The sequence below is a fragment of the Nodosilinea sp. FACHB-141 genome, from assembly GCF_014696135.1.
Lineage (GTDB): Bacteria > Cyanobacteriota > Cyanobacteriia > Phormidesmidales > Phormidesmidaceae > Nodosilinea.
In genome coordinates, this window is record NZ_JACJPP010000020.1 from 114345 (window position 1) to 139499 (window position 25155).

The window sequence follows — 25155 nt, forward strand, 5'->3', positions numbered from 1 at the left end:
TTGAAACGTCATCATCAGTTGCCGCGACTACAGCTCTGGATTACCAAACCTATTGGTCTCAGGACTCTGTATCTAAATTGGTAACAACGCCACTGGGCTCAGATCGCCGTGGCACAGTGAATGGACAAACTTCTATAGATGAGTGTGAGGTCCATGAAAATTAAGTCTTTCACCCCCAGACGGATGGCGGCAGCGGCAGTGATGTCGGCGACCCTGATATCGGGGCTTGGTTTTGTGCCCGTTTTTACCCCAGCAGCGATCGCCCAGGAGGCGGCTATGAGAACGTTAACCGTAACTGGCCAGGGCGAGGAGTCGGTGCAGACAACCAAAACCCAGGTTGACCTAGGAGTAGACGTGCAAGGCACCGATGCAGAAGCCGTGCAGCGTGAGGTAGCCCAGCGCACGGCAGCAGTAGTTGAGCTGCTGCGATCGCGAGGGGTCGAAAAGCTCCAAACCACTGGCATTCAGCTCAGCCCTCGCTACAACTACGAAAATGGCCGCAACGATGTGATCGGCTACACCGGCAGCAACACCGTCAGCTTTCGCGTGCCCACGGAGAGCGCCGGCGCTTTGCTCGACGATGCCGTGGATGCCGGGGCTAACCAGATTCGCAGTGTTAGCTTTGTGGCCGAAGACGCTGCCCTAGAGACGGCTCGGCAGCAGGCGTTGCGTGAGGCGGTAGAAGATGCCCAATCCCAGGCGGGGGTGGTGCTGGGGAGTTTAAACCTGCGATCGCAGGAGATTGTCAGCGTTCAAATCAATGGAGCGGCTCCGCCTGTGCCAGTACCGATGATGCGGCAGGCCGAGTACGCTGGCATGTCGGCCGATGTCTCTACCCCAGTGGTAGGGGGGGAGCAAATCGTACAGGCCCAGGTGACGCTCCAGATTCGCTATTAAGAAACTTGGTTGGGGTGCCTAGAGTAAAGATGGTTTCGCTGGGGTAGGGCATTTTAAGGGCGCTACCCCTTATCCTGGAGCGGACTATGACAACTCTTTTTGATCAACTTGGCGGTACCCTTGCCGTTGACCTCGCGGTCGAAAAATTCTACGAGCGGGTCTTACAGGACGATCGCATCAAGCATTTCTTTGCCAATGTCAATATGACCAAGCAGCGGGGGCACCAAAAGGCCTTTTTGACCTATGCCTTTGGCGGCACCAATAAGTACGACGGTCGCTACATGCGCGAAGCCCACCAAGAGCTGGTCGCAAACCACGGCCTAAACAGCGAACACTTTGATGCTGTTGCCGAAGACCTGATGCTGACTTTAGAAGAAATGGGCGTATCTGAGGAATTCAGGTCGCAGGTGGCCGCGATTGCAGCAGCACCCCAGCACAAGCGGGATGTCCTGAACCAGTAAGCGTATCCTAGAGAGAGCGTGGCTTAGCTAAGCCACGCTCTTTTTTGTCGATTATGTTTGACTACAATGCCTGAGATTGTCTCGATTCAGGTGGGCCTGCCCCAAACCCTAGGCACCGAAGCTGCCCCCAACCCCATGGATCAGCGCTGGACCACCGGCTTCTTTAAGCAGCCCATCGATGGTGAGGTGTGGTTGGGCTACACCAATTTAGTCGGGGATGGCCAAGCGGATTTGAAAAACCACGGCGGCGTCGATAAGGCGGTGCTGGCCTACAGTGCCGAGCATTATCCTGAATGGCGATCGCACTTACACAACCCCGAGTTGCCCTACGGCGGCTTTGGTGAAAATTTCACCGTGGCGGGGCAGACCGAGGCCGAGGTTTGTATTGGCGACACCTACGCGATCGGCAGCGCCAAAGTCCAGGTATCGCAGCCCCGGCAGCCCTGTTGGAAACTGTCTCGCCGCTGGCGGGTGAAGGATCTAGCGCTCCAGGTGAAGGCCAACGGCCGCAGCGGCTGGTATTTTCGGGTGCTGAAAGAAGGTGTGGTAGAGCCGGGGCTGGCGATGGTGCTGTGCGATCGCCCCTACCCCGAATGGACGGTGGCCCGCGCTAACCGCATCATGCACCACGGTTTGGGCGATCGCGCGGCGGCGATGGAGCTGGCGAGTTGCCCCCTGCTGTCGCGCAACTGGCAAGAAAAATTGCTCAAACGGGGTGCATCGTCCTAGGCGGGGGCGCAGTCGGCTCTAGAGCACAGACCCGAGCCGGCTGCCGAGACACAATCCGCAGCTCGTGGGGGTAGCGCGGACGGGGATCGTTCACCAGCCAGATCGGCGGCACCATGGTGGCTTCGTAGCCCTCAATTTCGTAGAGAATGCCGGGCTGGTCTACCTGCTCGACAAGGGTGCCGGGCAGGTAGTCAAATAGCTCATCCCAATCGATGGCTGACTCGGGCAGAGATTGGGGATGCATTAGGCGTAAAAGTGGCTTTTGTGCAGCACGGTTTCGCCGTGGTCGGGCACCCAGACGACCCAGGTATCGGGCGACTCTTGACACAGCAGCTTGGCTTCATCGGCGGCATAGGCGCTGAGCGGCTCGGCCAACTTGACCCAGGTGTCGCGGGTGTAGGTAATATGACAAACAGGCTGCCAGCCAGCAGCGGGCTTGCGGTCGGTTTGGGAATGAACTTGTGGAATCATGAGGTCGCCTCTGAGGAGTTAATGCGGGCGACAGACCGATCTTGAGTCGAAGGAAGCTTGGGCGAACAAGAAGCAGTCAGTCAGGCATTTCTGTAGTCATTTTTACAAAACGCCCGAGAAAATGGAACAACCGTGGGAGATAAATTCACAAACCCTGACTTAACAGCCGCTGGTTCGCCTATCTATGAGAAAGTGGATCCGCAGCACTGAGCGATTGGCTCACCGCAAGTAGCTGAAAAGAGCGTGGCAGTATTTCTACCAAACGGCCACAATCAGCACCCTATTCAAATTCCCTGAAACTCCTGGAGCAGTAGCGCCAGACGAATCTGCACAGCCTCGTCAAACCGGCGAGGGTCAAGCCCTGTTAGGGAGGTGATCTTTTCCAGGCGGTAGGTGAGGGTGTTGCGGTGGATGCAAAGCCGCTTTGCCGTCGTGATTGGGGCGCAGTCTTCAGAAAAGAAAACCTTTAGAGTATTGATTAACTCGGGTTCATTGTCTAAAGGACTGAGCAAATGTAGGGCCAGGTCTACCTTGGTGCGTTCGTCAGCAACACAGGCAAAGGCGGCAATACCCAAATCATCTAGACAGTAAACCCGGTTGTGACCGTCAAACTGCCGTCCTAGCCGCAGGGCAACCTGGGCATCTTGGTAGGAGCGCGCCAGGCCTAGCAAACCGGGATGATAGCGACCAATGCCAACGCTGAGGGTGGTGCCCGTTTCTTCTCGCAGCCGCATCAGCAGGGCATCGCCAGCCCGTTTGAGTGCCTCTAAGTTGGTCCAGGAGCAGCCTAAGCTATCGCCGTGGGTGGCGGTGTCGTGACCGGCCCAGGGGCTCAGATTTTTGCTGTCGCTAGCTTTGAGCACAGCAAATTGGCCGCCCCCTAGATCGGCACAAATGGTTTCGTCAGGCAGATTAAAGAACGTGACGATGCTGTTGACAATGGCCTGGGAGCAACGCTGCTGGCTGGAGTTAGCTGCATCGATGGCTCGGCTCATGGACAGCATGGCATCGGTAGCATCGACTAAAATCACCGCTCTAGGGGGAGTCAAATCAATACCCAACAGGCTGGCCTGCTGAAGAACCGTGTCTTCTTCAGTGATGCGGCCCTTCAACAAGTTCGAAATGACTTGATTCTTATAAACTTGTTGCTGCGGGAAAGTAGCAGCAGCCAGTTGACTCACTAGCAAATCTAGAAAAGCGCGGGCGTGCTTAGGGGAGAGCACTTCACCATCCATCCCCTGTTCAATTCTGACTTCCCCTACTTGGTCGTGCACATAGAGCGGCAGGCTTAAGTAGCGATCAGATGAGGCCCGATCGCGATGGCTTTTGCTATCAAAGCGATGGTGCCGATGAAACTGCCGACTGGCTACCAAGTTTTGATTTGAGTCACTAACAAAGACGGCTGTTTGCAGGAGCGACGACAGCTGTTTAGCAACTACATGGGCAACATGTTCGAATGTTTTCGACACAGCTAACACAACGCGTAAGGTTTCTGAACGCTCTATCAACTGTACAAATATTGGCGCCGCAAAATGGTTTGAGCACTTAGGCAATCAAACCTTCTATTATTTTTGAAGTGAGAATTTTAAGTACAAGGCTGGCAATTGCAAATCCTGGCTAGCCAAAAATTTCATTCATTGCCTAATATTTCTCACTTCACAGGGCTGTTTAGCGATCGCCTTTTTGAACCGATCGCATCTTTAGAAATAGTTAAATAGTTGGTCGTGAACATTAGCTAGCAGCATCGGCTCAGACCTAGAATTGATTGTAGTCAATCCTTAGAGTCGTTTCAAGGTTCTGCTTTAGCATCTATCCAAAGGAATATTTCGAAAGATTGGCAAGAATATGTGTGCCCAAAAGCGTGAGGATTTGAAGATAACTGAAACTGCTTTGTTGGCTGATTGTGCAAGTGCACAAAATGCCTAGCCTAGATGCCAGAATTGTTTTGTCAAATGTCCAATGCGGTGATATTTGAACATCCCTAACATGACTTTCATAGTTGTTAAGAGGTCGGCGCATGACCTGTCGCCTCCCAATACCGCTGACTGCTCACATTTTAGTTGTGCGTTCTTTGCCCGGCCTGGGAGATCTGCTTTGTGCTGTGCCGGCACTGCGATCGCTGCGATCGGCCTACCCATTTGCCAAGATCACCTGGTTGGGGTTACCCGGCACGGAATGGTTTAGCCAGCGATTTAACTATCTGATCGATCATTGGCTGCCGTTTCCAGGTTTCCCTGGCATTCCTGAGGGCTGGCAGAGCCCACAAAAGACAGTCGAATTTTTAGGGCAGATACAAGGCCAGCACTACGATTTGGTGCTGCAACTCCACGGCAACGGCAGCTCGATTAATTCTTTTCTCGTGCTGCTGGGGGCCAGACAGCAGGCGGGGTTTTATCTGCCGGGGCAGTTTTGTCCTGAGCCCCGCTACTTTTTGCCCTACCCCCAGCGGGGCTCAGAGGCCGATCGGTTGCTGCGGTTGATGGAGTTTTTGGGTCTACCGGAGCAGCGCCCAGAACTGGAGTTTCCGCTGTCGGAGGATGAGCATGAGGCGGGGCTACAGCTACTAAAGTCCCACAACCTGTCCCTAGGCCAATACATCTGCCTGCATCCGGGGGCAAATAGCGCGGATCGCCGCTGGTCGATTGACGGGTTCACTCGGGTCGCTCAATCGCTAGCGAACCAGGGCTACCGCATTGTGCTGACGGGCACCGACTCTGAGCGGGGGCTGACTGCACAGATCTGTGCCGCTGTAGGGGCTGCATCGCTTGATTTTGCTGGCTGTACAGCCCTGGGGGAGTTGGCAGTGGTGCTGCAGCAAGCGGCGCTACTGATCTGCAACGACACCGGCATTTCACACTTGGGGGCCGCGCTCAAGGTGTCGAGCGTGGTGGTGTTTAGCAACTCAGAGGTAGAGCGCTGGGCTCCCAGCAATAGCGCTTCAGGTAAGGGATTGGAACAGGGCCGCCACCGCACCGTTGACAGCCGTCAGACTGGAGCGGCTACCGCTTGGGCGGTGCTGGCTCAGGCGCGATCGCTCCTCAACGCTCAGTCTCAACTCCTACCAGAGGTGTGCTATGCCCGCTAAAACAACCGCTCAACGGCAAAAAGTACTGGTTCTCAACATTCGTGGGGGCAGTGCGCTGCCGGAACTGCGAACCACGTTCCCCGAGGCCGAGCTGACGGTGGTTGAATCTAGCCAAATCGCAAGCTGGTTGAGCGCCGATGAGGCGACGCTGGTGGACTGGCAGCAGGCGATTGGCTGGCTGCGCCAGGGTGGGTTCGACGCGGCCATAATTCTCACGGCACCGGGGCAGTCTCCCTACACCCTGGGCTACCTCTGCTATCTGGCAGGCATCCCTATTCGCGTCGGCCGGTCTAGTGAGTTTGGGGGGCAGGTGCTGAGCCACTGTGCGCCGCCAGCGCAAGATGACAACGCTCTGGTGGACCTGCTGAGGGGGAGCGGGCGATCGCTGGCCCCGGCACTCCGCTAATTCCTACAACACAAGTTTCCTTCCCATGCGACGACTGCGAATTCTCACCTGGCACGTACACGGTAGTTATCTCTACTACCTGACCCAGGCTCCTCACAACTTTTACTTGCCTACCAAACCGGGATTTCCGGAAGGCTATGGCGGGCGGCTGCCGGGGTTTGACTGGGGCAGCAACGTCCACGACATTGCGGCCGAAGCGGTGCGGCATCAAGACTTTGACTGCATTTTGTTTCAGTCAGCCCGCAACTACCAAGAGGATCAGTACGAGCTGCTGAGCCCAGAGCAACGGCAGCTGCCCCAGCTGTTTTTGGAGCATGACCCACCCCGGCAGCAGCCCACAGACACTCGCCATGTAGTGGACGATCCTCACCTGCTGCTGGTGCATGTGACGGCTTTCAATCAGCTGATGTGGGACTGCGGCTCTACACCAACTCGGGTGGTTGAACATGGCGTGATGGTGCCCGAGGGCGTGCGCTATTCGGGTGAAATTCCGAGGGGCATTGTGGTGGTCAACGGGCTGCGATCGCGCGGTCGCCGCTTAGGGGCCGATGTGTTTGAGCAGGTGCGTCAGCAGGTGCCCCTCGACCTAGTGGGCATGGATGCCGAGAGCCTGGGCGGCCTGGGCGAAGTCGACCATACCGCGCTGCCCGAGCTGGTAGCCCGCTATCGATTTTTCTTTCACCCGATTCGCTATACCAGTCTGGGGCTGGCAGTGTGCGAAGCGATGTGCTTGGGGGTGCCGGTGGTAGGGCTCGCCACCACAGAGCTAGCCATGGTGGTTGAAAACGGTGTCTCGGGCTACATCGACACCAACCTGGCGGCCCTGGTACCTCGCATGCAGCAGCTGATTAATGACCCAGCCCTGGCCCAGCGCTTGAGCCAGGGAGCCCAGCAGGCGGGCATGGCCCGATTCAACATGTCGCGATTTGTGCAGGACTGGAATGCTGCCTTTGCCGAAGCGCTGGAGTTGGGACGCGATCGCCAAAGCCAACGCGCCCCAGCCTTGATCTAGCCCGCAGGCTAAGTGAAACGCCACACCAGACAACCCTCTTCTTCTGCTTTAGGAACGGTGGGCAATGCCCACCCTACCGCCCCCCTTTACCTCTGCCTTAAACCCTAAACCTCAGACCCTAAACCCTTCACCCTCACCTCAAACCCCATGACTAAGCGGATTGCCATCATCAGTGAACATGCCTCGCCCCTGGGCAGCTTTGGCGGCACCGACAGCGGTGGACAGAATGTCTATGTGGGTCAAACGGCCAAACAGCTGGCGGCCCTGGGCTACCAGGTGGATGTCTTCACCCGCCGCGATGACGCGGCCCTGCCAGAGCTGATGCTGTGGCACAACGGCATTCGCATCATCCACGTGCCGGCGGGGCCGCCGGAGCCGGTGCCTAAGGAAGACCTGCTGCCTCACATGGGGAGTTTTGGCCGCTATGTGCTGGCCTTTGCTCGGCGACAGCAGCGGCAGAACGAGGGCTACCACCTGATCCACGCCAATTTTTGGATGTCGGCTCTGGTGGCCAGCCAGGTGAAACAGCATCTGGGAATTCCGTTTGTGGTTACGTTTCACGCCTTGGGCAAGGTGCGGCGGCGGCACCAGGGGCAAGCCGACCGGTTTCCCAACGAACGCTTCGCCGTTGAAGAGCAGGTGGTGGAAATCGCAGACGGCATTGTAGCCGAATGCCCCCAGGATCGCGACGACCTGATTCAGCTCTACGGTGCCAAAGCAGACAAAATTCATATCGTGCCCTGTGGCGTCGATTTGAGCGAGTTTTGGCCAGTTCCCAAAGCCCAGGCGCGGGCAACCCTGGGGCTGTCGATGCAAGAGCGAGTGGTGCTCCAGCTAGGCCGCATGGTGCCGCGCAAGGGGGTCGATACGGTGATTGAGGCGATCGCCATGCTGGCTCAGCAAAATCTACCCACGCGGCTGGTGGTGGTGGGCGGCGAATCACCGCTGCCCGATCCCGAAAAAACGCCCGAAATCGGTCGCTTGCAGGCACTGACGGCAAAGCTGGGCCTGCAGGACCGGGTCACCTTTGTGGGGCAGCGGCAGCGGGAGGTGCTGAAGTACTTTTACAGTGCCGCCGATCTGTTTGTGACCACCCCCTGGTACGAACCCTTTGGCATTACTCCGCTGGAGGCGATGGCCTGTGGCACACCGGTGATCGGCTCCAACGTGGGAGGGATCAAGTTCACCGTGCGGGATGGGGAGACGGGCTACCTGGTGTCGCCCAAGGCGGCGGGGGAACTGTGCGATCGCATCGCCTTTCTCTACCGGCACCCCGACGTGCTCAACCTGTTTGGGCGACAGGCCCTGCGCCACGTGACCCGCCAGTTTACCTGGCCTAAAGTGGCTAGCGCCCTGGCCTCGATTTACGAGTCTGTCTTGGCTAAAACCGCTGCACCAGACGTTTCGGTAGACACCACCGAGGCCGATCTGGCTCAGATGGAAGCCCGCTTTGACGCCGCTATTTTGGCCCTGCGCCAGTCGCGCCGCTTGCTCAGCGGCGACATTCTGGCGGTATCGCGCCGGCTCAGCCAGTGCTTTAGCCGCGGGGGCAAGGTGCTGGTGTGCGGCAACGGGGGCAGCGCCGCCGACGCCCAACACTTTGCCGCCGAGCTGGTGGGCCGCTTTCAGTGCCAGCAGCGGGCTGGGCTGCCGGTGATGGCCCTAACCGCCGACACCGCCCTGCTTACCGCCTGGGCCAATGACGTGGGCTACAACGACATCTTTGCCCGCCAGGTGTCTACCTTTGCCCAGCCCGAGGATGTGCTGGTGGTGATCAGCACTAGCGGCCGCTCCCGCAACCTGATCGAGGCGGTGGCCGCCGCCAAAGCCCGCAACGTCCACTGCATTGGGCTGCTGGGCGGCAGCGGCGGCGACCTGCTGACTCTGGTGGATGAGGCGATCTGCGTTCCCAGCCCTGATCCCCAACGCATTCAGGAGGTGCAGATTTTAACCCTGCACCTGATCTGCGAGTGGATCGAGGACGACTTGCAGCGATCGGACCGCCCTGTGCAGCGATCGCTGGCGAGCGTCCCCCCCGCCAAGGCGATCGAGACCCCTCGCCCCACCGCGTCGGTCTCGGCCAGCCAGAGCGGCTGAGACCACCAGCCCTTTTCAATACCGTATTTTTTAACTAGGAATCAGCATGCAAACCCTGACTAAAACAGCCAATTCCATCCCTTCCCTAAACGGCAAAGTTGCGATCGTCACCGGCGGTGCGCGGGGCCTGGGAGCGGCCACCTGCCAATGCCTAGCCACTGCTGGATTGAACGTAGTCGTTGCTGATCTGCGCCACGAGCTAGCCAGCGACCTCGCCCAGGAAATTGGGGCTTCCAGCGGTAGCGCCATGGCCCTCAACCTGGATGTCACCAGCCCCACTAGCGCCGCCGCCCTGCTCGATCAGGTGCTCGATCGCTACGGCCGCATCGACGTGCTGATCAACAACGCCGGCATTGACGTCACCGAATCGGTTGAAGACCTGACTCACGACCAGTGGCAGCAGGTGATTAACGTCAACCTCAACGGCCCGTTTTATATGTCTAAAGCCGTTTTTCCTGCTATGCGCGAAAACGGCGGTGGCCACATCATCAACATTGTCTCCACCGCCGCCAAACGGGCCTGGGCCAATGCCTCCGCCTACCACGCTAGCAAGTGGGGCCTACTGGGCTTCTCTCAAGCGCTGCACGTAGAAGGGCGACCCCACAACATCAAAGTCACCTCTCTAATTGCCGGCGGTATGCGTACCCCGTTTTTGCTAGAGCGCTTTCCCGACATCGACCAGACCACCCTGCAAGACCCCGCCAACGTAGCCGAGACCATTCGCTACCTGCTGATGCAGCCCCCCGGCACGGTGATCTCGGAGATGATGGTGCTGCCGATGAAGGAGACTTCGTGGCCGTAGGGGAGTAGGGGAGTAGGCGGGTGGGAGGGTAGGGGGTAGGAGGGTGATGACTTGCTCAATGCCTTACTCCCACTTAGTCAAACGTCTTTCACCTTTTCTCTGATCCATCCCATCTTCCTCACCTCCCCCACCTTTCATCTCCATCACTCTCCTACTCCACCACTCTCCCACCCTCCCAGTCATCTACGCTCCCACCCATCTACCCATCCACTCCCCACCCCCTCCCATGCTCCCCACGATTTTTCTTGACAAGGACGGCACCCTGCTCGAAGACGTGCCCTACAACGTTGACCCGGCGCAGATGCGGCTGTGTGCTGGGGTGGTGACTGGGGTGCAGCGGCTGTATGAGGCGGGGTTTGCTCTAGTGGTGGTGACTAACCAGTCGGGGGTGGCGCGGGGATATTTTGCGGAGGCGGCGATCGCCCCTATGGAGCGTCACCTCCGCCAGCTGTTGGGGGTGCCGATCGCGGGTTTTTACTACTGTCCCCACCATCCCCAGGGCAGTGTGGCGGGCTATGCGTTGAGCTGTGACTGTCGCAAGCCTGAGCCGGGCATGCTGCTGCGAGCCCAGGCCGATCTGGGGCTCGACCTAGGCCGCTCCTGGATGGTGGGAGACATTCTTAACGATGTGGAAGCGGGGCATCGGGCCGGGTGTCGCACCGTTTTGATTGACAACGGCAACGAGACCGAGTGGATATTGACGCCGGGGCGGGTGCCCCACCAGACTGCTCAGACCTTTGACCAAGCTGCCGACCTCATTCTTCAGCAGAGCTATGCTTACTCCAGACGTCCAGACCCAGTGTTTCCCTAGTTGGATCGATCGCTTTCCCCGCCTACGGGTGCTGGTGATTGGCGATGCCATTCTCGACAGCTACCTGCAAGGGGCCACCACTCGCCTCTGCCGCGAGGGGCCGGTGCCAATTGTCGATGTGGTGGAGGCCGAGCATGTGCCCGGCGGGGCGGCCAACGCGGCGGCCAATGTGGCCAGCCTGGGCGGCAATACCCACTTTCTGACGGTGATCGGGGATGACGCCCCGGGCGGCCAGCTCTGTGCGGAGCTGGAGCGGGTTGGGGTGCAGCTCGAGGGCGTGGTGCGATCGCGCGATCGCCAGACCCTAGTCAAACAGCGCCTGCTGGCCGACAACCAGCTGCTAGTGCGCTTTGACCAGGGCAGCACGGCGGCAATTTCTCCCACTGAAGAAGATCGGCTGATCGAGCAGCTCAACCGGCAGTATCCGCTCTGCGATGCGGTGGTGATTTCGGACTACGCCTATGGGGTGCTCACGCCCCGGGTCATTCTCCATTTGCAGCGGCTGCAAGGGCGCTATGCTCGCCTGCTGGTGGCCGACTCAAAACGGCTGAGAACCTACGCAGCCCTGGGGGTGACGGCAGTTAAACCCAACTACGACGAGGCGATCGCCCTGCTGAATTTGCCCCGGCTATCTGGAACCCAGCGGGTTGAGCAAATGACCCGCCACGGCCAAGGGGTGCTGGCAGCCACCGGGGCCAAAATGGTGGCGATTACGCTCGATCGCGACGGGGCCCTAATCTTTTTGCAGGATGGCGCTGGGACGGTGGCGGACCCCGCCCGCACCTTTGCCGACCCGGCCCCCAGCGCCTATGCTACCGGGGCCGGTGACACCTATGTCGCCACCCTAGCCCTAGCCCTAGCCGCTGGAGCTGACCCCCACGGGGCGGCCTCGCTGGCGGCGACCGCCACGGGAATCATCGTCACCCAGCCGGGGACGACGCGCTGCGACCCTCTCACCCTGCGGCGCTCCCTGGCAGAGGGCAACAAGCGCATTGCCGACCCTGCTGAGCTGACCTCGGTGGTGGCCCAGCAGCGTGCCCTGGGGCGGCGAATTGTGTTTACCAACGGCTGCTTTGACATTCTGCACTCGGGCCACGTCACCTGCCTGGAGCAGGCCAAAGCTTTGGGGGATGTGCTGATCGTGGGGGTAAATACCGACGAGAGCATTCGCCAGCTCAAAGGACCCTCTCGACCGGTGAATGGATTGGTCGATCGGCTGACCGTGCTGGCCGCTCTAGGCTGCGTCGACTATGTCGTCCCCTTTGCTGATCTGGCACCTCGGGAACTGATTCGCCTGATTGGCCCCGATGTCTACGCTAAGGGCGGCGACTACACCCGCCACTCACTGCCCGAAACCCCCCTGATTGAGGAGCTGGGCGGTGAGGTGGTGATTTTACCCTACCTGGGCGATCGCTCTACCACCAACCTAATTCAGCAGATTCGCACCACGCCGAGGGAGGCTTGATGGACTGGAGTACGGCCCAAAACATTCTCTGCGTCCGCCTCGACAGTCTGGGAGACGTGCTGATGACCACCCCGGCCCTAGCGGCGATCAAGGCCACCCGACCTGACAGCAAACTGACGCTGATGACCTCGGCGTCCGGAGCGGCCTTGGCTCCCCAGCTAGCAATGGTGGATGATGTATGGGTCTACGATGCTCCCTGGCTCAAGGCTACAGCCCCGCGCCAAAATAGCCAGCCCGAGCAGGCGGTGATTGAGGAGCTGCGATCGCGCCAGTTTGACGCCGCCATTATTTTCACCGTCTATAGCCAAAACCCATTACCTACGGCCTTTATGGCCTACATGGCCGACATTCCTCTGCGGCTGGCTTACTGTCGCGAAAACCCCTACCAGCTGCTCACCAACACCATCCGTGACCCCGAGCCCGAGCTGACTCGCCACGAGGTGCAGCGCCAGCTCGATCTCGTCGCCAGCGTCGGCTATCGCACAGTGGATGAACGATTGCAGATGACGGTGCCCCGATCAGCCCACCAGCGAGTTTCTAGCCTTTTAGAAAACCTGGGGCTAAGCTCTGTCAAGCCCTGGATTGTGGTGCACCCTGGGGCCTCGGCCCCCTCCCGGCGCTACCCGCCGGAGCTGTTTGCTGAGGTGGGGCGATCGCTTGCTAACCAGGGGATTGCCGTTGTCTTTACCGGCACCGCTGATGAAGGGGAACTGGTCGAAAGCATTCGCAACCAGATGGCTACCCCGTCTCACTCCCTAGTGGGGTTACTCACCCTGGCGGAACTGTCGGCCCTGCTCGCCGCCGCGCCCCTGCTGCTCTCAAACAACACCGGCCCCGTCCACATTGCCGCCGCCGTAGGCACCCCCGTGGTGGATCTCTACGCCCTAACCAACCTTCAGCACACCCCCTGGCAGGTGCCCCACCGGGTGCTGTTTCACGATGTGCCCTGCCGTCTCTGCTACCGCAGCATTTGCCCCGAGGGGCACCACAACTGCTTGCGCCTGGTGGAACCGGCAGCGGTGGTGGCAGCGGTGCTAGACCTGCTGCCCCTACGGACTCTGCCTAACAAATCCTTCCTCGGAGCCAGCTCGACCCTAGCCCTAGCCGAGGTTCAACCTGCATAGGCTATGGTGCTGAGCAGCGCGATGTCTGATCGGCGAGAATCGAGCCGGCTATGCTGCACCACAATGGGCACATCTGAGGCGATCGTGCTGGCGTATTCGGTGCCCCGAGGCACCGCAGGGTCTTTCAGGTCATTGAACCGCACGTGCTTAGTACGCCGAGGAGCTACGACGATGTGGTAAGGGCCAACGGGTTCGCGATCGCTAAAATACAGCGTGATCTGCACATGGGCCTCCTGGTCAGAGGTGTTAAGCAGGCAGGCGGTCTCATGGCTGACAAACTCTGGCGGCCGGTCGGTGTCATCGGGGGGAATATAGCCCTCTGCGATCGCCCAGTAGGTTTTGCCGATGGGTTGTGCCATAAAAATCTCCTGCATTTACTTTAGGAGATTAGCGATTTTGCCGAACGCCTACGTCTATCGAGGGAGCCAATTCAACGGATTTTGTCAGTTGGTTCAAAGGAAACGAGACCAACAAAATTGGTTTGTTGAGGAATATTTTCAGTCTTCAAAATTAAAGAGTGGCAGCTGAATCTCACCTCTAACAGAGGGCAATCTGAACGGTTCTTTCAATCCTAAAGGAGTGCCCCCTACAGGATTTAAGGACTAACCCATGACAGGACGTCTAGATGGCAAAGTGGCCGTGATCACCGGAGCCGCTACCGGAATTGGCGAAGCGATCGCCCACAAATTTGCCCTCGAAGGGGCCAAGGTTTTAATCAACGGCCTGCCCGACGACCCGATTGAGGATGTCGCCCAAGCCATTCAGCAGCACGGTGGCGAGGTTGCAACCTACAAAGGTGATGTCTCCCAAACCGAAGAGGCTGAAGCTTGTGTGCAGGCGGCGATCGACGCCTTTGGCCATCTCGATATTTTGGTCAACAACGCTGGGGTGTTTTTAGTCACCGCTGAAACCCAAGACTATCCGGTCGATCTGTTCGATCGCACCATTCAGATGAATATTCGCTCGGCGTTTTTGATGACCAAATATGCCCTGCCCTACCTGCAAGAGAGTCGCGGCAATATTGTGTCGGCGGGCTCAGAGGCCGGGTTTAACGGGCTGGCCCAAAACGCTGTCTACGGCGGCACCAAAGGCTGGGTGCACTCCTTTATGAAGGGCGTTGCGGTGGAGCAGGCCAAGCACGGCGTGCGGGCCAACTGCGTCTGCCCCGGTGCGATCGACACCGCCTGGACCCACAAAGAAACCGGCCCCATGGATGAGCAAATGGAGGAAACCCTGATTCAGGCGACCCCGATGGGACGGCGGGGCACGGCAGAAGAAATGGCCAACGTCTACGCCTTTTTGGCATCGGATGAAGCCAGCTACGTTACCGGTGCGCTGTGGCTGGCCGATGGTGGTGTGACCGTCGCCAAAGGGCCCGTGGGCGAGCAGGTTCCCGACGAACTCAAGCGCGAGCCCGCCGGTCAATTGTCTGACCTGCGCCACAGCCGCGAAGGACTCAAAAACAAGACCGTCAAGTCAATCAAGTAAGCCTTGGGCGTACAGCGCGCAGGCATCGTCTTCCCTTAGCGCTGTATACCCGCTCCAAGTTTTAGGTGGGCAATGCCCCCCTACGGCTGCAAAGCCTAAACCTGTACAACGCTCTATCTGGAAGATTTTGATCGATAAGTCCCCCTGCCCCCTCACCCCTACCATGCCATGCCCACCATCGACGTTCTTATTCCCACTTACAATCGACCCGATGCTTTAGCCGTTACCCTGACTAGCCTGTGCGCCCAGACCTACAGAGACTTTCAGGTTATTGTGTCTGACCAGAGCGAAGATTACGATGTGGCTGACAACGGCACGGTGCAGGCCGTTGCGCGGGTGCTGGCGGCTCACCACACCCCAGTTCGAATTCTCAAACACTTGCCCCGGCGAGGCATTGCCGAACAGCGGCACTTCTTGCTGAACCAGGCGACGGCTCCCTACGTGCTCTTTCTCGACGACGATGTGTTGCTAGAGCCTTGGGTGCTCAAGCTGCTGCTCAACACCATTGAGCGAGAAAGCTGCGGCTTTGTGGGCAACCCGCCAATCGGCCTAAGCTACATCGACGATGTGCGCCCCGATGAGCACCAGTCCTTAACCTTTTGGGAAGGCCCTGTACAGCCCGAAACCCTGCGCCAAGACACCCCCGAGTGGGAGCGCTGGCGACTCCATAATGCCGCCAACCCATACCACCTTCAGCAGCGGTTTGGTCTGACTCCCCACCGACCCAGCCCCTACCATGTGGCCTGGGTAGCGGGCTGCATATTATTTAACCGGGCTAAACTGCTGGCGACTGGGGGCTTTAGCTTTTGGCAAGACCTGCCCTCCGAGGCCTGTGGTGAAGACGTCTTAAGCCAGCAGCGGGTAATGCAGCGCTACGGCGGCTGTGGGGTGCTGCCTTCGGGAGCATACCACCAAGAATTGCCCACGACTCTAAGCGATCGCAGCCAGAACGCTCCTAACCTGCTGCCGCTCTAAGGGTCTAGGTGTTCAAGGTCTAGGGCATAAGGTTCAAGGCAGGTGATGGGCCTTATACCCTGAACCTTGAATCCCATAAACCCGTCACCTTTGGCTAACAAAGCACTTAGGTCCAATAGAGAATTTTGGCTTGGGGAAACCGCTGCGCGATCGCTCCTTCAAAAAAGGTGCGCAGCTCGGTCATGGTGTCGCGATCATAGACGTACTTGGTGCCGCCAAACTTGTTGCGCTTGGTGGTGCGGGTTGACTCGTCTAGGTCGAGCTTGCTGTTGGGGTACCACTGCTCTAGCACGCCCTTAGAGCCGGGGGTAAACCGGTGAGAAATCAGCTCGAAGGTGAGGTCGCAGTCAAAATCGAGGGCGTTGGCGGCAGCTTCTAGCAACTGGCCATACTCGTCTTGCCAGTTCTCAATGGGCATGATGGGGGCGATCACTAGCCCCACTGGGTAGCCGCCGCCACCCTGCTCTACCGGCAGAGCTAGCTTGCGAATGGCCTGTAACCGCTCAGTCACCGAGGCCGTGCCCCCCTCTAGCAGCCGGGAGACTGAGGCGGCATTAATGCTGAAGCGACAGCGGGTGTGGCCGTTGTGGGGCAGGGTGAGCAGGTCATCCACCTGATCAAACTTGGAGACCCAGCGCAGGTGAGCGCGATCGCGAGTGCCAAAGTAGCGAATGCACTCTGCCAGGCTGCCGGTGAGGTGCTCAATGCCCAGGGGGTCGGTGTAGCAGCTGACCTCGTAGGTGGTGGGGCGATCGGGGTGCTCGTAGTGCTTGAGGTTGTCTAAGATCTGCGGCAGGTTAGCATAGGCACGAATCACGGGCGGCCCCTGGAGGCTACCCGCTAAGTAGCAGTACTGGCAGTGGGCCGGGCAACCCTGGGCCAGATGGAACTGCCAGTCGGCCGAGGGCGGAATTGGCGTCAACTTGAGCTGGCTAGCTGGGGCGGTGACTACGGCCAGAGTGCGCTTGGCGATCGCATAGGTCTCGCGCTCATTGTCTCCGCGCAGGCCGGTCAGACGGTTTTGCTTGAGATATTCTACGGGCAGATCGAGGGCCTGCACGCGCTCTAAAATCTGCTGCCCCCAAGGCTCGTCTAGGGCGGCGGGGGTAAATAAAACCTGCTCTGGCAGCCATCGACGGCGGCGAGAGGCGGCGTTGAGGGTAGCCGGTTGGGTGCTCTCAACAGTGGGTGCGGTTATGATCGATTGGGTCAAAACAGTTCGGTAAGAACGACAGAGAATCGCTAATCTCTCTTGATCGTAAAGACCCCGCTGAGGCAAAGCATCATTCAAATTACAGGTTCCGGGTCGGATCCCCAGCCCCTCTCTGCCCAGATACCCGTATGTCCATTTCTTCCTAGGCCCTTCCCTAGGAAAGATGCAGATTCTGATCTACACCAATATTTTGTTGAAAAGATATTTCCAACTCAGCCCAACTGGTTTTGCATCTAGTTAAACACCGATTAGCGCCGCAACCCCAAAGCCTTGCTCCACTCTTCGCCTTTTCTCCATGACCCAGATCCTCTTTATTGAGCTGCTTGGGGGCCTTGGCGATGTCTTAATTGCTCTGCCTGCTATTCAAGCGCTGACGGCATCTCACCCACAGGCCCACATGACGGTGCTGACCTTTGCGCCGGGGGACAGTTTGCTGCATCACCACCCCCAGGTGCATCGGGTCTTGCAGGCTCCGGCTGGCCAAGCGCGGCAGGCGGTAACAGAAGCGCTGCGATCGCCCTACGACCTGGTGGTGACCGACACCACCTACGACGGTATCGCCGATCTGGTGCGCCAGAGTGGAGCCCCGCAAATGGTGACGAACCTGTGGCGCAGTCCGCCACCAGACCAGGGAGTGAGCGATCGCATGCTCCAGATCCTTCAGCACGAGGGTCTGATTCCGGCCGCCGCTAGGGAACACCGCCATCCCCGTCTTCACCCCACCGCTGAGGAATGCGATCGGGTACAGGCCCAGTTACGCTCCCTTGGGCATCCCCGAATTGCTCTCTACCCCGATGCGGGCATGGCCATCAAGCAGTGGTCACCCGATCGATTTGTGGCCCTGGGCCGATTGCTGCACCAGCGCTATGGGGCCAGCCTGATCGTGCCAGCGGGCGCTGACCCCAAGCAAGCACAGGCGATCGTCGATCAGCTTAAGGGTGCGACCCTCTGGCCCAGGGGATCGCTGCGCGACCTGGCGGCACTCTTTGCTCAGCTAGATTGCGTAGTGGCCGTCGATACTGGCCCGGCCCGTATCGCTGCCGCCGTGGGCACCCCCACCATCACCTTGTTTGGTCCGGCTTGGCAGGGACGCTACGGCCAGCCCGCTCCCCACATCAATTTGCAGGGCTATGCCCCCTGCCCGGAACGCAACATCGCCAACTTCACTGAGCAGGCCTGTTGGTACAGCGGCACCTGTCCCTTTGTCTGGGATACCTGCGTCAATTTAATTACTCCGGAACAGGTTGTAGAGGCGATCGATGAAATTTTGGGACGGGGGAGTGAAGGGCCACGAAGTGCCGAGTTCGTTCTGGCTAAAGGCCGAATTGACTCGGTAAACATTTCAGATCAGATAAGCTCTCTAAATCTCTCAATGCTAGGAAACTTCGAAAACTCTAGCTCCCCGCAGACTATACCCAAGGTGTTGGGCGAGGTAGAGACCGGTGGCAACCACGTTGGGGTTGCGCAACGCCCAAACCTCGAAGCTCCTCCTATAGATGCGCTGCGTGTTAGCGAATCTAGTTGGCAGAATTCACTACCAGCCTCACTCCCTACCCCCTACCCCCTACCCCTCTCCCCCTGGCTGAACGCTCGCAACCTGCTCGTCATGAGGCTCGACAACATTGGCGATGTGTTGATGACGGCGCCAGCGCTCCAAGCTATTAAGGAAACCAGTCCCCATACTCGCCTGACCCTGATGGCCAGCCCGGCCGGGGCGCTGGCTGGGCCGCTGTTGCCCTGGGTTGATGATGTGCTGCCCTGGCGCGTTTTGTGGCAGGCGCTGGGTCAGCCCCCAGGAGATGTGGAGCAGGAATGGGCGCTGATCAACACCCTCAAGTCGCGTCAGTTTGACGGGGCAATTATTTTCACCAGTTTTAAGCAAAGCCCGCATCCGGCCGCCCTAATTTGCCAGATAGCGGGCATTCCTCTGCGGCTGGGCGCGTCGCAGGAAACGGGGGAATGTCTCACCCAACGCATTGCTGATCTTCCTAGCGACCTGCACCAAGTGGAGCGGAATTTGCGACTGGTGGAGACTGCTGGATTTGAGGTGCAAAATCGCCACCTTTCGATCGCCATTCCTCCGTTTGCCCGTGTCCCTGCCGTTCCCTACCTGCTGCTCAACCCCTGGGCCAGCTGCCCGTCGCGCATGTATGACCTAGAGCGGTTTGCGATCGCCGCCCGCACCCTGGCCGACAAAACCGGCTGGCCCGTGGTCGTCACCGGCACCGCCAAAGAGCGCGCCGCTGCTGCCTCCCTGCTCGATACCCTCGGCCCCCACGCCATCGACCTGATTGGTCAGACTTCTTTAGGGGATCTGGTGGCGCTGGTGGCGTCGGCCCGGCTGCTGCTCTCGAACAACACCTCGACCATGCACATTGCCGATGCCACCCAAACCCCCAGCGTGATTTTGTTTGCGGGCACCGAACTCGAACGGCAGTGGCAACCGCGCCAGACGCGCGTCCGCCTGCTGCGCCGCCCCACCCCCTGTAGCCCCTGCTATGCCTTCACCTGCCCCTATGAGCTGGAGTGCCTCGATATTGCGCCGCAGGATGTGGTGGCAGCGGGGCTGGCTTTGCTGAATTTTGACGTTTGAACTATGCATATTACCTTTGTTTCTGGCAGCTATCGCCCCGATCAGGACGGGGTGGCCGACTATTTGGCCAACCTGCGATCGCACCTTAGTCAACGCCATGCGGCCAGTACTGTACTCACAACCCATGACTCGGCGCTGGCCGTGGCAGACCCTGCCGTGCAGGGAGCGCTCGCCCACTGGGGCCTGCCCCAGCTTTTGCCCCTGGTGCAAACGATTTTGGCTACCCCTACCGACATTCTGCACATTCAGCACGCGGCGGGTAGCTACCGATTTAAGCGGCCGGTGTTTCTGCTGCCGGTGTTGCTGCGGCAGGCGGGCTATAGGCGACCCATCGTCACCACGGCCCACGAGTACGGCTGGTGGGAGTGGCAGCCCAAGTGGTTTCCGGCGGGCTGGCTAGAGCGCGTCAAGGAGTGGGGGCAAAAACGCACCTGGTGGGATCGCGAAGACGGCTTTTTGCTCACCGGCAGCGACGCCATTATTACCACCAACCAGAACATCACCGGCATTATGCAGGAGCGCTTGCCGACGCTGCGCGATCGCATGGTCACAGTCCCCATTGCCGCCAACCTGACGGTGGCGCCGGTAGATCGGGCAATGGCGCGATCGCAGCTTCGGCACGAGCGCAGCTGGCCCCAAGAGGCCCAGGTGGTTGCTTTCTTTGGCTTTTTGCATCCGGTCAAAGGTTTGACCTACCTGCTCCAGGGCTTTCGGCAGGTGCGCGATCGCCATCCCCAGGCCCGACTGCTGCTGATCGGCGGGGTAGAAACTCTTTCGCTCAACGGTCAGGACGCCGAAAATTTTTGGCAGCAGGTGCAAACTCAAATTCGTGACTTGCACCTCACCGACTTCGTGCACTGCACGGGCTATGTGGAGGCCGAAACCGCCTCCCGCTACCTCTCCGGGTCTGACCTGGGGGTGCTGCCCTTCACCCCTGGCATTTCGCTCAAAAGTGGCTCGCTGCTGGCAATGCTGGCCCACCGACTGCCCACCATCGCCACCCGCACCGCTGAAACCGACGCCGTGCTGTGCGATCGCCGGATAATTGCCCCCGTCGTTCCGCGCAGCGGTGATGCCGTAGCCGAGGCTATTTCAACTCTGTTAAATAACCCCGCTGAGCAAGAGCGGTTGGCCGCCGCTGGCCATGAATTTGTGCAGGCGTTTACCTGGGAAGGCATTACCGATCGCCACTGCGATATTTACCAGCAGCTATTGGAGCGTTAGAACATTACTTAAGCCGTTTCGTCTGCGGTTGATGGATCTCCCCTAATTGGTGGACTGAGGGCCATGCGAGACCCATCTTGGCAGGACAAATGATTGCTTATTCATTTCAAATGTTAATTGAGATTCATAGGTGGTTTTAATCACTCCCTTAATCTCACTACTGCCGCATCTACCAAACCAAACTTCGGGTTCGGTAGGGTGATCCATAGTCATTTCAACTCCATCAAAACTGCCCGAAACCCGAGAAACAGATCTATCAGCTTTAGTAAGCTGATCGCCTTCCCATCTCTTTTCCTCAGCGTTTGCGCTCACAATTTGCAGCGTCCCAATATTATCAGCCTTACCAAAATTCCGTGTACTCCAGGTCAAAGTTTTCCCCTGACTCAGTAGAGCCGCACAGCTTATGGGCGGGGGAGGCACTGCGGAGGTAGCCGAGGGTGAAGATTCGTTACTAGAAGAGTTTGTTGTGGGGGGAGTGTTTAAGGCAAGAACTAGTCCAGCCGCAAGCAGAGCAAGCCCTATGGGTGCTGACCACTTTTGCTGAGCGGGCTGCACCTCAATTACGCCACCCACTTTGCTGACAAAGGCAAGGAGTATAAAAAATAATCCAGCAAAAATTAAAATAGTCGGAATTGGGGTGTTTTTAAGCGCATCAATGATTTCGGCGCTCATGGTGCTCTCGCCAACTTAAATTGACGCAGAAAGGCTAGGTAAAAACCTTAGTTTCTAGAGCTACAGGGAAAGGCTGGTCTACTTACTAGTAAAGCACTTTGTTTAGGGCGATCGCCAAACTGTAAAAAGACGCAACGGGCTGCATAATCTATCGCATTTTTGCCTACAAAAGAATGAACCCCGCCCGCGCTCCGGCGATCGCCGCTTCCGTCCTACTCGACACGTTGAGCTTCGCAAAGATAGCGCTGGTGTGATATTTGATCGTGTGCTCTGACAGGTGCAGACGGCGGGCGATCGCCTTATTGCTCAGCCCCTCTGCCAGCATCGTCAGCACTTCAACCTCCCGTGGGGTGAGGGCCTCAGTTTGGTGCGGGGGTGCAGTGGTCTGGAGCGACTCAGTTGACGCCAGCAAACTGTCTAGAAAGCTGGGGTGAACGGCAACTAGACCGGCTACCGCCGCATCCAAGGCCGCCACGATTTCGGCACCGCTGGCCTGCCCCGGCAATAGCCCTACCCGCCCCTGCAAAAGTTCGAGTAGCGCCACGTCGCTCCAGGCATCGATCAGGGCGACTACCGGCATCGCCAGGTTGTTGAACGGGTCTAGATCGCTTAGTCCGTCTCCGACCATAGGCCAGCTCACCAGGGCACAGTCGGCGGCCCATTCCCTAGAAAGAGGCTGAGCAGCGGCCCCTACAACCTGCCAGCGATTGGCAGAGCCATCGGTGTCGGCGGCGCTCTCTTCAGCAATAATGGCGCTCAACCCCGCCTGGGTAATGGCCGATGGGCTGATAATCAGCACCCGCTTCATGCCGCCTGCTCCTGAACGGGTGGACGACCCACCGTGAGGGTACACACAATCGACTGCCCGCCCTGACTGACCTGGAGGGCCAGGGTTTGGTCGGGTACCAAACAATCTAGCCAATCGCGCAGGTCGCTGAGTTGGCGAAATAGCCGCCCATTGATGCCGAGGATGGAATCACCCACCACTAACCCCGCCCGTGCTGCTGGGCTGCCTCCTTCCACTTGGGTGACTGTCCAGTCCGCTGATTCTGAATTAGGTTGGGCGGTGATGCCCAGGTAGGGCTGCTCCTGCTGACTGCTCAAAAATCGCTGCACTAAAGCAGTGGGGATGGCGTAGCCTCGGCCTGCGGCAATTAGCGTATTGATGCCAACGACCTCCCCCGCCAGGGTTGCCAGGGGGCCACCCGAGTAGCCTGGTGCCAGGGCAATATCGGCCTGCACCCAGCGTGGTATGAGCGGTTTGGCTGCCACAATGCCCAGAGATGTCGCTCCTACATGACCCTCTGGATTGCCCACCGCCATGACCATTTGCCCCATCCGCAGTTTGCTGGCATTCCCTAGGTCGGCGGCTTGCAGGCCCGCTGATTCAATCTTGAGGGCGGCCAAATCTAGCTGTTTGCTGTGGCCGACTCGATGGGCCGTGAGCCGATGACCCTCGGCCGTGGTAACCCAGGCTCGGCGCTGAGTCGCCACGTGGGCATTGGTGATGATCAGGCCCGACGCATCCCAAATCACCCCAGAGCCCAGCTCGCCAGCGGGGCCTTGAATGAGCACGGTAGACTGTCTAACGCGGTGAGAAATGGCGGCCAAATCGTGATTTAGCAGGTTGGCGATCATCGCGCACCGCCCTGGGGCTGTTCCCCTACGGTCACGGTGAGTTCTGTTGGCTGGCCTCCGCGCAGCAGGTGCAGTGAGACCGCTTGACCAATGGCGCTGGCGTCTAAGTGGCCATAGACTGCCTGTAAGTTGCTGACGGGTTGACCATTCACCGCCAGCAGAATGTCGCCAATTAGTAGACCCGCTTGGGCTGCTGGCCCTGGGGCATCGACGCTGACTACCAGCAGGCCGACATCCCCAGATATCTGGTGGGTTTGCCGCAGGGTTTCGGGCAGAGCCACGGGTTGAAGCCCCACCCCCAGATAGCCTCGGCTGAGACTACCGCGCTCTAGCAAGGTTTTGACGATGCGGGTCAGATTGGCGGCGGGCAGCGTCACCACTCGGTTGCGTGGGCCGTTGAGGTTAATACCTAGGACTTCCCCCGCCGTATTCACCAGGGCACCGCCGAGCAGGTTGGGATAGAGGTTGACATCGGGGCGAATCAGGCGATCGATCGCCCGCCCCTGGGACGTTTGCCACGGACCACCCAAGTTGCCCACTACCCCCAAACTGGCGCTAACACCGTAGTCCCACGACTGGCCGACGGCGAGCACCACATGGCCCACTTTTAGGTCGGCCCCGTCGCTAATGGCAGGCACGGGCAGGTCGGTGCGATCGAGTTGCACAATGGCCAGGTCGAGGGCGCGATCGCGGCCTGACACCTCAGCCTCAACCACATTGCCGTCGGGCAGGGTGAGGGTGAGGCGGCTAGAGCGACCAAGGCCATAATCGGCGGTGACAATCACCCCCGGCTGCCAGTGAATGCCGCTGTAGGCAAAGCGGCGGTGACCTTTGACGGCGACGAGGGTAGGTGCGATCGCCGCCACCGCATCCGCTAGCCCAGTGGATAGGGCGCTAAGCGCTGTTGAATTTGCATCAGTAGTCATGTCAGGCTCCGAGGGAGGGTGAACGCAAGGTTGCTATTTCCCACAATGCCGAAGCCGTCGCTGAGTTAACCCCGGATGAATGGGTAGTCTGCCCCTGGATAAATGGGTAGCACTGTTCCCTCAAGCGCAGCGACCCAACCGACGTGCAGCCAGAATGTGCCACCTGCAATGAAGAATTGCTGAATTATCTGCACACCACCCGATTGGAGATCTACCATGCAGAGCAAGATCTGTATGACGCCTTATTTTAGAAAGTTACACCGTACCGTTCTTACCTAGCGCCCCCTCAGAGGCGGTTTTAAACTCACAATTTGGCTAATCACTCTGGCCAAGGGCGTTATGCAAAGTACGGAGAGAGAGCCGACTGAACGCAAGTTATTCCGCCTATGCGAAGCGCAGTGGAGCAGCACCGGAATGGTATGAAATTGCCGCTTATTGATGCGGCAATGTGAACACAGCTAATGCCCTTTTGCTGCGATCGCAGCGTTTAACTCCGGTTTTGGGTGGCCCATCACGATGGAGAAGTGACATGGTTAAACCAGCAAAGAACACGATTTGCCTCTGGTACGATGGCGACGCCGAGGACGCGGCGAGGTTTTATGCCAAGACCTTTCCCGATTCATCCGTTGACGCGGTGCACCTTGCTCCGGGAGACTTTCCGTCCGGGAAAAAAGGGGACGTGTTAACGGTCGAGTTTACAGTGATGGGAATTCCCTGCCTCGGGCTTAATGGCGGACCCGTGTTTAAGCACAACGAAGCATTTTCGTTTCAAGTCGCAACTGCTGATCAAGACGAAACCGATCGCTATTGGAACGCGATCGTCGGCAACGGCGGCGAAGAGAGTGCATGCGGCTGGTGCAGGGACAAATGGGGATTGTCCTGGCAGATTACGCCGATCGCCCTAACTAAAGCTGTTACCGATGCCGATACCGACGCTGCCCAGCGCGCGTTCGCTGCAATGATGGAGATGAAAAAAATTGACATCGCTGCGATCGAGGCGGCGCACCGCGGTTGAGGCTGCATCCTCAAAACGTGCCTTCCAAAAGCGCAATGGAGATATAACAAG

General features: G+C 58.7%; 25 protein-coding genes. 16 read left to right on the plus strand and 9 right to left on the minus strand.

Features of this window, described 5'->3' with window-relative positions:
* The first annotated feature begins 153 nt into the window (after window positions 1–153).
* The 3 genes from H6F59_RS20535 (at window position 154) to H6F59_RS20545 (ending at window position 2087) form a co-directional block, all read left to right on the plus strand.
* Window positions 154–897, plus strand: a complete 744-nt coding sequence (locus H6F59_RS20535; protein ID WP_242021598.1) for an SIMPL domain-containing protein — start codon at window positions 154–156, stop codon at window positions 895–897.
* 86 nt (window positions 898–983) lie between these two features.
* On the plus strand, window positions 984–1358 hold the full coding sequence (locus tag H6F59_RS20540; RefSeq protein WP_190704819.1) for a group 1 truncated hemoglobin: 375 nt from the start codon (window positions 984–986) through the stop codon (window positions 1356–1358).
* A gap of 66 nt (window positions 1359–1424) precedes the next feature.
* The gene (locus tag H6F59_RS20545; RefSeq protein ID WP_190705044.1) at window positions 1425–2087 is read left to right on the plus strand and encodes an MOSC domain-containing protein; all 663 of its coding nucleotides are present in this window, start codon (window positions 1425–1427) and stop codon (window positions 2085–2087) included.
* Here the strand turns inward: H6F59_RS20545 and H6F59_RS20550 are convergent.
* The 3 genes from H6F59_RS20550 to H6F59_RS20560 all read right to left on the minus strand — a co-directional run bounded on the left by H6F59_RS20550 (window position 2065) and on the right by H6F59_RS20560 (window position 4027).
* Window positions 2065–2331, minus strand: a complete 267-nt coding sequence (locus H6F59_RS20550; RefSeq protein ID WP_190520675.1) for a hypothetical protein — start codon at window positions 2329–2331, stop codon at window positions 2065–2067. The two genes, H6F59_RS20545 and H6F59_RS20550, sit on opposite strands and share 23 nt — an antisense overlap.
* Entirely contained in the window at window positions 2331–2558 is a 228-nt protein-coding gene (locus H6F59_RS20555; protein ID WP_190520676.1) for a hypothetical protein, read from the minus strand. Before H6F59_RS20555 ends, H6F59_RS20550 begins: the two co-directional genes overlap by 1 nt.
* A gap of 284 nt (window positions 2559–2842) precedes the next feature.
* On the minus strand, window positions 2843–4027 hold the full coding sequence (locus H6F59_RS20560) for a helix-turn-helix domain-containing protein (protein WP_313887273.1): 1185 nt from the start codon (window positions 4025–4027) through the stop codon (window positions 2843–2845).
* Window positions 4028–4575: 548 nt separating this feature from the next.
* Here H6F59_RS20560 and H6F59_RS20565 point away from each other — a divergent pair.
* From H6F59_RS20565 to waaF, 8 genes are all read left to right on the plus strand, one after another.
* Window positions 4576–5643, plus strand: a complete 1068-nt coding sequence (locus H6F59_RS20565) for a glycosyltransferase family 9 protein (protein WP_190704822.1) — start codon at window positions 4576–4578, stop codon at window positions 5641–5643.
* The gene (locus tag H6F59_RS20570) at window positions 5633–6049 is read left to right on the plus strand and encodes a glycosyltransferase family 9 protein (RefSeq protein ID WP_190704825.1); all 417 of its coding nucleotides are present in this window, start codon (window positions 5633–5635) and stop codon (window positions 6047–6049) included. The genes H6F59_RS20565 and H6F59_RS20570 overlap by 11 nt, the downstream gene beginning before the upstream one ends.
* 25 nt (window positions 6050–6074) lie before the next feature.
* On the plus strand, window positions 6075–7061 hold the full coding sequence (locus tag H6F59_RS20575; protein WP_190704830.1) for a glycosyltransferase: 987 nt from the start codon (window positions 6075–6077) through the stop codon (window positions 7059–7061).
* A 147-nt stretch (window positions 7062–7208) separates the two neighbouring features.
* Entirely contained in the window at window positions 7209–9158 is a 1950-nt protein-coding gene (locus H6F59_RS20580) for a glycosyltransferase (protein ID WP_190704832.1), read from the plus strand.
* A 46-nt stretch (window positions 9159–9204) separates the two neighbouring features.
* Complete coding sequence (locus H6F59_RS20585) at window positions 9205–9960, plus strand: SDR family oxidoreductase (RefSeq protein ID WP_190704835.1); 756 nt, start codon at window positions 9205–9207, stop codon at window positions 9958–9960.
* A gap of 226 nt (window positions 9961–10186) precedes the next feature.
* On the plus strand, window positions 10187–10771 hold the full coding sequence (locus H6F59_RS20590) for an HAD-IIIA family hydrolase (protein ID WP_190704839.1): 585 nt from the start codon (window positions 10187–10189) through the stop codon (window positions 10769–10771).
* Window positions 10734–12236, plus strand: a complete 1503-nt coding sequence (gene rfaE2 / locus H6F59_RS20595; protein ID WP_190704842.1) for a D-glycero-beta-D-manno-heptose 1-phosphate adenylyltransferase — start codon at window positions 10734–10736, stop codon at window positions 12234–12236. Before H6F59_RS20590 ends, rfaE2 begins: the two co-directional genes overlap by 38 nt.
* Window positions 12236–13360, plus strand: coding sequence for a lipopolysaccharide heptosyltransferase II (gene waaF, locus H6F59_RS20600; protein ID WP_190704845.1), 1125 nt, complete (start codon window positions 12236–12238; stop codon window positions 13358–13360). Before rfaE2 ends, waaF begins: the two co-directional genes overlap by 1 nt.
* Here waaF and H6F59_RS20605 read toward each other — a convergent pair.
* Window positions 13348–13719, minus strand: coding sequence for a sensory rhodopsin transducer (locus H6F59_RS20605; protein ID WP_190520693.1), 372 nt, complete (start codon window positions 13717–13719; stop codon window positions 13348–13350). The genes waaF and H6F59_RS20605 overlap by 13 nt on opposite strands.
* A gap of 250 nt (window positions 13720–13969) precedes the next feature.
* Here H6F59_RS20605 and H6F59_RS20610 point away from each other — a divergent pair, with 250 nt between their 5' ends.
* Both H6F59_RS20610 and H6F59_RS20615 read left to right on the plus strand, forming a co-directional pair.
* Window positions 13970–14848, plus strand: coding sequence for an SDR family NAD(P)-dependent oxidoreductase (locus H6F59_RS20610; protein WP_190704849.1), 879 nt, complete (start codon window positions 13970–13972; stop codon window positions 14846–14848).
* 168 nt (window positions 14849–15016) lie between these two features.
* Window positions 15017–15823: a glycosyltransferase family A protein gene (locus H6F59_RS20615; RefSeq protein ID WP_190704854.1), complete on the plus strand. Its 807-nt coding sequence runs from the start codon at window positions 15017–15019 to the stop codon at window positions 15821–15823.
* A 106-nt stretch (window positions 15824–15929) separates the two neighbouring features.
* Here the strand turns inward: H6F59_RS20615 and H6F59_RS20620 are convergent, their stop codons facing one another.
* Window positions 15930–16952: a spore photoproduct lyase family protein gene (locus tag H6F59_RS20620; RefSeq protein ID WP_190705050.1), complete on the minus strand. Its 1023-nt coding sequence runs from the start codon at window positions 16950–16952 to the stop codon at window positions 15930–15932.
* 379 nt (window positions 16953–17331) lie between these two features.
* Here H6F59_RS20620 and H6F59_RS26075 point away from each other — a divergent pair, with 379 nt between their 5' ends.
* Both H6F59_RS26075 and H6F59_RS20635 read left to right on the plus strand, forming a co-directional pair.
* Window positions 17332–19629, plus strand: a complete 2298-nt coding sequence (locus H6F59_RS26075; protein WP_199325899.1) for a glycosyltransferase family 9 protein — start codon at window positions 17332–17334, stop codon at window positions 19627–19629.
* A gap of 3 nt (window positions 19630–19632) precedes the next feature.
* Window positions 19633–20853: a glycosyltransferase family 4 protein gene (locus H6F59_RS20635; protein WP_190704857.1), complete on the plus strand. Its 1221-nt coding sequence runs from the start codon at window positions 19633–19635 to the stop codon at window positions 20851–20853.
* A 42-nt stretch (window positions 20854–20895) separates the two neighbouring features.
* Here H6F59_RS20635 and H6F59_RS20640 read toward each other — a convergent pair whose 3' ends face one another.
* From H6F59_RS20640 to H6F59_RS20655, 4 genes are all read right to left on the minus strand, one after another.
* Window positions 20896–21525 (minus strand): hypothetical protein, encoded by a 630-nt coding sequence (locus H6F59_RS20640; RefSeq protein WP_190704861.1) that lies wholly within the window; start codon window positions 21523–21525, stop codon window positions 20896–20898.
* A 163-nt stretch (window positions 21526–21688) separates the two neighbouring features.
* Window positions 21689–22333 carry a response regulator transcription factor gene (locus H6F59_RS20645; RefSeq protein ID WP_190704864.1) on the minus strand — a complete coding sequence of 215 codons (645 nt, stop codon included), beginning with the start codon at window positions 22331–22333 and terminating at the stop codon, window positions 21689–21691.
* On the minus strand, window positions 22330–23163 hold the full coding sequence (locus H6F59_RS20650) for a S1C family serine protease (protein ID WP_190704867.1): 834 nt from the start codon (window positions 23161–23163) through the stop codon (window positions 22330–22332). The genes H6F59_RS20645 and H6F59_RS20650 overlap by 4 nt, the downstream gene beginning before the upstream one ends.
* Window positions 23160–24089 carry a S1C family serine protease gene (locus H6F59_RS20655; RefSeq protein ID WP_190704869.1) on the minus strand — a complete coding sequence of 310 codons (930 nt, stop codon included), beginning with the start codon at window positions 24087–24089 and terminating at the stop codon, window positions 23160–23162. The genes H6F59_RS20650 and H6F59_RS20655 overlap by 4 nt, the downstream gene beginning before the upstream one ends.
* A 529-nt stretch (window positions 24090–24618) precedes the next feature.
* Here H6F59_RS20655 and H6F59_RS20660 point away from each other — a divergent pair.
* Entirely contained in the window at window positions 24619–25104 is a 486-nt protein-coding gene (locus H6F59_RS20660) for a VOC family protein (RefSeq protein ID WP_190704871.1), read from the plus strand.
* The last annotated feature ends 51 nt before the right edge of the window (window positions 25105–25155 follow it).